Here is an 8,201-nt window from a genome sequence, read left to right on the forward strand (position 1 = left end):
TTTTTTTATTAGTTTAATATTAGTTATAGAAAATGTATTATTTATATAAAATATCTGTAAAATTATTTTTGCTTATTTTAAATTATAAATAAGGTCGGGTGAGTTAAGATGGCAGTAACTAGAGATAATGTAATACCTGTAAATTTAACTGAAACGGAGATTAAGGAATGTGTGGATATTGCTAAGCACATTTCTTCGCATATTGTTGATCGAGCGGACTTGCATGCCCGGGATTATCTGGAAAGATTTATAAATGTTCTCCAAGGTGAAATAGCAGAAAAAATGGTTATCAATTGGCTACGTGAAAATGGGAAATATGTAGCATCTGCCGTAGATAAAACTTCTACAACACCTGACTTAGGGCATGATCTTATATTGAAAAATCACTCAGATGAAGATATCAGATGTTCTATAAAATCTTCGTTATCTGCTTTTAAGGATATAGACGAAATAATATCAAGTTTTACTTTAGCAACAACTTTGCATGAGATAAGAGAAGTTAATATCCAAACTTATTTTTGGTTAAATCTTCACGGGAACCCTCGACAGGTAGTACCCAACGCTGGGAATGCAGCAATAATTGCTTGGGCTGGCGAAAAGGATTTTTCCTCCTTTCATTCGTATACAACTGAGAACAGAGAATCCCCAGTTAAAAAGTTATCAGAGTTGAGAAGTATGAATAGTTTATTAGAGTATATAAAATAATGTGAGGGTTTTCAAAATTCGAAATGACATAAAGAAGCTAATTGGACAATACCCAGTTAGCTTCTTTTTATTATATAAGGTGTTGTATTTGCCAGTTTAAGGTCTTAAATTGCATTGTCCTTACTCATTAATTAGTTTTGATAGCTGCTCCAAAGTGTTCCTGCCATCATTTACAGTATAGAATTTCACACCTAAAAGCCTTACATTTTCTACTTCGTCTTCAAATTCAATTTCTGATTCCGCATCGTTTAAAGACAGTAATAAATCTTCTTTCCATTGTTCAGCCACCATACGCATATCAGAGCCACCTTTAGGTTCAATATAGAAATTATATGTGAAATCTGAACTACCTACAAAAAGAATAAAATCAGGTTGAAATCCTCCATAAACAACCCTATCCCCAGGCTTTTCTTTAAACTGGTGCAACTTAATTGGGTTAGCTTTTTTTTCACCTTCAATTATTGGAATAGGATTTTCATCCAATCGAATCAAATACGTATCATCGTAGCCTTTTTCCTTTAATTTGAGGATAAATTCACCAATCCTATTAATTAACGATTGCTCTAACCTATTCACGATAGCATTATCATATACAAACCATTCTTGACCCGACTTACTATAATCAATTGCTTGCACAATCTGATCCATACTACCATCAAGTTTTGAAATTTTCTTTCGGTAATTCTTTACAACATCACGAATAAGTTCCGGCTTAAAGACGTTTGTCCCACGTTCTTTTTGGAAATTAGCTTTAATTGTTGCTGCGACATCTCTTAGATAACGGTCAATGAATGACAACTTAAACATTGCCAATTCAGACGAAGAAAAACTATCAAGATTCAAGTCACTTGAAACCTTTAAATAAAAAAACTTACCTTCAGCATTAAGCCAATCTATGCCCAAAAAGTCCATTTTTGATTCCAGTAAAGGTAAATACTTTATCAAATTACTAAACTTATAGAAGGAGTTACGTTGCATAGCTTTTTTCCAAATACTAGGCTCAATGACACCTAAAGATACTTCTTGCAAGCTAAGATCCGAAGGTACTTCAGCATCATATTTTGCTTCAAGTACACTGTCTGAAAAAGTATATATAGGCGGTGTTTCTGAAACGCCATATTTTGCCAAAGAATCATAGTAATCCAAAGGAACTTCCTCAACTTTATTGTAGTAAAGTTTCCCGGTTTTGTAGATGTTTGTTCTAGTAAATGAAGTCTTGACGCGTGCCTCAACAATAACAGACTTCTTATCATCCGCAGTAGGCAAACCCATTTCTTCCAATGATTCCAATAAATTTTGAAGATATTGTGACTCATTCAAAGTGTGATAATGCAAGGATTCTAACAAAGTATTTTCACCAGGCTCTCCATCAAACCTTCGAATATAGGAACTTGTACCATCTATTTTAAAAGGATTATAGCGCGCACCTCTACCAATTAACTGGGCTTCGGAAACGGTAGATTTTTTGTCGCCTTTTGCGTTTTCGGATAAACGTACAATATCATAAAGATTTAGTACATCCCAACCTTCAGTTAATTTGGCTACCGCAAAAATAGCACGAATAGGATTATCCGGATCCTCTAATGTATTTAGCATCCTATAATTTCCAATTTCCATTAATCCAGTCCGTTCAGAGTCATTAACATTAATTATATTTCTTGCATCAAAGTCATGCTTCAGCTCTGTTAAAATTTTCGCTAGATTCTGTTCGGAATAATAAGAATAAGCCAAAGATAGCGAGGTATTTTCACTTTCACTAGATTGCTTTTGACGTTTTATAAACTTATCCAGTTCTTCAACAGTCAAAGCTTGAATTAATTCAATAAAACGTTTAGTTGCTTTCTTTGATTCCTCTATACCTTTACTTTTGAACATCATGACAGGTTTAAACTCAGGATCGTATTTCATACCAATATACTTCCGATATTGACTTAATAATACCGCGTTTAAAATTTTGTCGTCATCTTTACGAACTTCATCATAACGACTAGTAATACGGAGTACATTTTTAGAAAATCCATCAGCAATAAACTTTTCCAATGTATAACTGTAAGCTACCTTATCTTTATACTTAGCGTATGTGTTAGCATCTTCTAAATTTGCTGTAGCAGTGAACTCTAGCAATAAATTTTCTTTATGGGCATTTAATATAATATTGATTGCGCTTTCCCAGCTTCTCTCAGCGTCTTTTTGCTTTTTTGTACTTGCTGAATAATGATGGGCTTCGTCCCCTAAAATAACCGTTCTATTTCGTGAATAATCTTGTGCAGGCATGGTGTTTTCTTTTACACTAAATAAATCGGAGCTAATAGTTTGAATAGTATCTAACTTAATATAAATTGTATTTTTTGATGGGATACTTGGGAAACGAGAAACTCTTTCAATATTTATCCGCTTGCTTTCGATTTCAATATTTTTTGAAAAAAGGTACTTACTTGATTTTGAATTAGTTAAGTTTTCTATTGTCTTAGAAACTACCCCTTTTGTATTCACAACAAAAAGGAAATTTTGAACCGCTTTTTCTTGGTATAAATATAAGATTAAAGCAGCCATCAAATCAGTTTTTCCAGATCCTGTAGCCATATTGAATAGCAAGTGGTTAGGCTTCTCACGATGACCTTCTAAATTTTGGGAATAATGAAAGAACCTAATGGCAGCCTCTTGATAATCTCGCAATGTATGACTTAAATTTTCGTTTATATAGCTAGGTACTTCATAACCTAAATGTTCCGATAACAATTCAGTATCTGTTGCTTTTAATTCTTCTAAGAAAGGTAATGGTAATTTCTTTTTTTCTTTTGGTTTTTTCGCCATTACTCTTCACCTTTCTCATAAAAACTTTTGTTAAATGAAATTTCTGCATTAGTTAACAAACAAGAAACATTATTGTCGTCAATTTCAGAATAATCAAAATAAAGTTGGTTCTTGTCAATAATTTTTACTAATAATTGCTTTTGCTCATCTATTGGTCGTAACCAAAACTCAGTATCCACGTATTTTTGTAAATCAACCCGAAAATCTAAATCCGCGCCATTTTCTTCATCGGACATCCGTTTATAAACAGAACGTAATTCATTTTCGTCTTTCGCTCTTAACACAGAATCAATGTACCCACGATTTTTTTCCATTAATTCGACATAGATAAAGCTACTCCCGCCTTGCCATTCAACATCTTTTGAAATCCCCCCCTGTTCACCTTTAATAACTTGATTCAGTCGATTGACAGATACCGTATCAATGTAGTCCATTTGTTCAATCCCAATAAAACGTCGATTCATTTTCATAGAAACAGCTTGCGTAGTTCCCGAACCCATAAAGAAATCTAGTACTAAATCATTTTCGGTTGTTGCAACATCGAGTATAGCCTTTATCATATTCTCAGGTTTTGCATACCCAAATGATTCTCTACCCATTAACTCATCTATTTCAATATTTCCATCCTTGTTCTTGGAATTCATCAATAGTGCTGTTAAAAAGTCTGTTATTTGTAAGTCGGAAATCACTGAACTTAATTTTCCAGTATTATCATCCTCATCTTTAAATTTTCGCATATAAGGTTTTTGTATATTCAGAAAATCGTAATCATCAGGAAAAACAATGGCTTTATTCTCATAGTAATAATCAAAGGTATCTGATGTTATACACCATGTTCTCTTTTCGCTTGCAGGATATTCTTTACCAGTGTTTGGATCTACAATAGTAAAATAAGAATTAGGGCGTTCTTTGGCAGTTGTTTGCTTGGTTAAATCAGCAATTCTCCAAGGTCTTCCCGGTAAATCTTCAGTAGTATAATACTTTCTTTCAACTGTTCTACCTACAACTTTGTTAATATCAGATACGTTTGTATAAGTAAGAATCCAATCAAAATCTTGCGAAAAATTGAAGGGCACGTCAGACTTACTATTCCTTGTTCTTCTTGGGATAGTTCCAATGAAATGGTCTTTACCGAAAATATCATCAGCAAGAACCTTTAGGTAATGCATGCCATCTTCTCCTACGCTAATCCAAATGGTCCCACCCTCTTGAAGTAGTTCTTTAGCTATTTTCAGCCTGTCTTTCATAAATACTAACCATGTTGATAGCTTGAAATTTGAATTGTATTTAAATGCATCTACTTCCTTCGTTTTTTTAAAGTAATAGGGGGGATCTATAAAGATACACTTGACTTTACCTTCGTATCTTTCCTTAATTGAATGCAAAGCAATAAGATTATTCCCTTTAATAACCAAGTTATCTTCATCTGTAAAGTTAAAAACTTCCTCTTCGCCATTAACAGTGTATTTTTTTACATGATGTAATATTTTCTCATCTAGCAACGTATCAATCTCTGCTTTAGCAATAGTTTCGTTAAGGAAAGGTTCATCTGCAGATAAATCATCCTTATCGAAATCTTCCTTTGTCATCCCAGCTTTCAACACAGAATCCTTGTATGGGAAAGCTAACGTTACATCTTCACTATCATTAATGAATCTACCCCCCGCGGTTATCCCAATTCTATTTTCAAATTGGGTGTAACTCCCCATCCATACTGATTGATATTGAAGCATTTCTTCGAATTTATCTTTAAGGAAAATAGTTTTATCAGCAATATTCATTGTGTAGTGAGTGGAAACGAATTCATCACTGATTAAAGCACTCATCAAGTCCATATCGTAGCTTCTCAAAGCATTTACTAATGAGTGACGTTTCAAATTACCTTCATGATCAAAATATTTGTCACCAAATCCTAATACAATTTCTTTGACTCTATCTATTACTTTTGGTTCTACTTCATTTGACATTGGATTTTCCCCTTTAATTCATCTGTAAAAAAGCATAGAAAAGTATAAAGATACTCAAATGTGCTTTTCATTTATTAGCTTTTAACTTAACGTCACGGTCCTCTAGAGTTTTATAGTTTAATTCATATTCGCGGCGTAATTCTTCAGGCATACCGTTTACGTACTCGTTAATTAATAATTCTAAAGCACCTTTTTGACTTTTTGCTAATCCCATCAATGAAAGAGATTGAAGTTGATTTCGGATATGATTGTTTATTCTGATATTTGCATAGTAGGTAACAAATTCTGTTTTTGTAATCTTCTCTTTCTTACTTTCTTTTTTTAAATCATCTTGAGTAAAAGTTTCATTGGGTCTGATGTTTTTTCCTCGGTCAAGTGAATTACCTTTGTTTACTCGAAGAAGACTATCCCTGTTGTTCATATCTTTCTCGCTCCTCTATTCTACTAATCAGTTCATCAGTAACCTCTTTATATTTTTCATTTACGCGTTTGTCATGCATGTCTTCTAAAGTGATACCTGTAATATCATAACGTTTCAATCGTTCCATGGTTCTAATAGTGTTTTTAAACATATTTTTTTCGCCGAATATATTTTGGGCTGCTTTTAAAGTGCTAATATCCACGGGTGCACCGTTCTTTAATAATACAGGTAATATACCCACTACATCTAATGTTGGTGCTTGGTACAAACCGATAATTTCATCTCTCATGTAATTTACAAATGATTCAGCACCCTGTAGTGAACGTTCATGGGTCTGTAAGACAATTACGCAATAATCAGACATAACTAGCGCGCTGTCTGTTATTAGACTAATAGTGGGAGGAGTATCAACAATAATGTATTCATATTTATCTCTTAAAGGTTTTACTAAACCAGCAAGATAGTAAACTCTATCCGAGTAATTACTTATTTTTTCCATAAAGCGCGGATAAAGAGCAAAATCTGCTGCTGAGGGTATCAAATCTAGGTTATCTTTAATGGGAACAATGGTAGAAAGTAGGTCTTCATCTCTAATAGCTGCCATCAACGTTTTTTCAAAGATAGCCACTTTACCGGTTTCAACTTCCTTAGTTTTTAAATAAAGGTTAGTGGCATTTCCTTGAGGGTCGAGATCTAGAAGCAACGTCTTGTGACCTTGTTGTGCTAATTGATAACCAATCATTGTTGCATTTGAGGTTTTGCCCGTCCCGCCTTTTGCATTTCCAAATGTAATTATCCTTGATTTCATTAATTATCCTCCTCGATGTGTACATGTATACATTATAATGTAAAAATTTAAAAAAAAGTATTAAAACAATTTAAATGATATTTTTGACGCACAAATACTAAAGAGTACAAATACTAAAAATCATTAATACTAATATACTTAAATACTAATGTATACATTTTTTAGACGTGAACATTAACATACAAAGGGATGCGTTTACAAATAGGAGGATAAAATACACATGTATGCATGTATACATGTGTTAATGTAAAAATGTAAAAATGTAAAAAAGAACAAAAATACTAACGAAACGTTGATATAACAACATTTTATCTGGTTTACATCGAAAAAAAAAAATAGTATATTTGAAACGAAATATTTAATTGAATACAAAAAAAGCCCCACAGACGGGAATCTGTGAGACAACACTAAGGTAGATGTTTTTGTAATGCCATTATTATATCAAGTTTAGGTATACAGGGCAAAGGCTTTTTTTAAAATCGTTGGAGCCAAGCAGCGATCTATTAATTTAGAAACCAAGTGGAAAGGTTAAGCATTGGCCGCCGCAATAAATAATGCTAGGGGATTATAAGGGTATTTCTGTGTGCATACTCTCCCTGAATGGTGACTGCGACCGATTTAACGGCAGGGGTGGTAATCCTGGGTCGAAAAGCCCGGTAGCCGAAAACAATGCTCTTAGGGAGGATTTTAAGAGGGTTTTCTGCGTGTTTGAAAAGACACCAACGCACACAGATGTGACATACGCGAACGAACGATCCGACGCTAGCATTCTCAAAAGATGCCTATACATGTTGTGCCCTAGATTGTAATACATTTTCATTTGTATTGCTCGTCTAGGGTACAACTATGCTTATTTGCTCACTCACTCACCTCTGCTAGCATTCCAAGATCGACTAATCAAGCTTTTTATCTTGAAGAATCTTATTTTGCTTATAACTAAAATGATCTAGTGATAACCTATAACTATCAAACAATTTCTATCAGTGCCCGAATTTTGACCTGTGTGCCATGTTCTTCGGGGGACGAATAAGTTTAGGGCTCGATTATCCGGATCTTACCTGCCTATGTTTTTTTCGCTTGTATGCGATTATGGGGATAGTTTGTTAGTTATCTTTTCTTAATGCTTTTAATGTGACTTTTGCTTATAAAATTTTCAGTTGAGGAAGGAACTGCTCGGTTTAAAAAAATAAATTTGTGGCTTCGTTCCACTTTATATTTCTCTCATTCCCACTGCCTTATTTGTCCTCTATATATTTTTTTATTAATTCCATACTTTTCTGCTTCATACAACCGAAAACTGGTCAGGATGAACATAATCTTCACCACCTAGTTCACCAAATTATCACCACCTAGTTCACCACTGGACTTTTGGATTTTTTGAGTGTAGCCCTCTTCCTTATAATTTCTGCATAGATAGATTAAAGTGGCTTGCTATTGGGATCTGTCAGTGTTTTCAATATTTTTCTTATCAGACATAACTTTTTTT

General features: G+C 33.7%; 5 protein-coding genes. 1 reads left to right on the plus strand and 4 read right to left on the minus strand.

Features of this window, described 5'->3' with window-relative positions:
* Positions 1 to 108: 108 nt before the first annotated feature.
* Positions 109 to 705 carry a hypothetical protein gene (locus BM184_RS14915; RefSeq protein ID WP_086943941.1) on the plus strand — a complete coding sequence of 199 codons (597 nt, stop codon included), beginning with the start codon at positions 109 to 111 and terminating at the stop codon, positions 703 to 705.
* A gap of 120 nt (positions 706 to 825) precedes the next feature.
* On the opposite strand, the gene BM184_RS14920 is transcribed toward BM184_RS14915, so the two are convergent.
* The 4 genes from BM184_RS14920 to BM184_RS14935 all read right to left on the minus strand — a co-directional run bounded on the left by BM184_RS14920 (position 826) and on the right by BM184_RS14935 (position 6,715).
* On the minus strand, positions 826 to 3,519 hold the full coding sequence (locus BM184_RS14920) for a DEAD/DEAH box helicase family protein (RefSeq protein ID WP_086943942.1): 2,694 nt from the start codon (positions 3,517 to 3,519) through the stop codon (positions 826 to 828).
* Positions 3,519 to 5,486: a site-specific DNA-methyltransferase gene (locus tag BM184_RS14925; RefSeq protein WP_086943943.1), complete on the minus strand. Its 1,968-nt coding sequence runs from the start codon at positions 5,484 to 5,486 to the stop codon at positions 3,519 to 3,521. The genes BM184_RS14920 and BM184_RS14925 overlap by 1 nt, the downstream gene beginning before the upstream one ends.
* A 67-nt stretch (positions 5,487 to 5,553) precedes the next feature.
* The gene (locus tag BM184_RS14930; RefSeq protein WP_086943944.1) at positions 5,554 to 5,907 is read right to left on the minus strand and encodes a DUF5388 domain-containing protein; all 354 of its coding nucleotides are present in this window, start codon (positions 5,905 to 5,907) and stop codon (positions 5,554 to 5,556) included.
* A complete protein-coding gene (locus BM184_RS14935) occupies positions 5,891 to 6,715 on the minus strand; it encodes a ParA family protein (RefSeq protein ID WP_086943945.1) in 825 nt (274 codons plus the stop codon). The genes BM184_RS14930 and BM184_RS14935 overlap by 17 nt, the downstream gene beginning before the upstream one ends.
* Between the last annotated feature and the right edge of the window lie 1,486 nt (positions 6,716 to 8,201).

It is taken from the genome of Trichococcus pasteurii (assembly GCF_900112935.1).
GTDB lineage: Bacteria > Bacillota > Bacilli > Lactobacillales > Aerococcaceae > Trichococcus > Trichococcus pasteurii.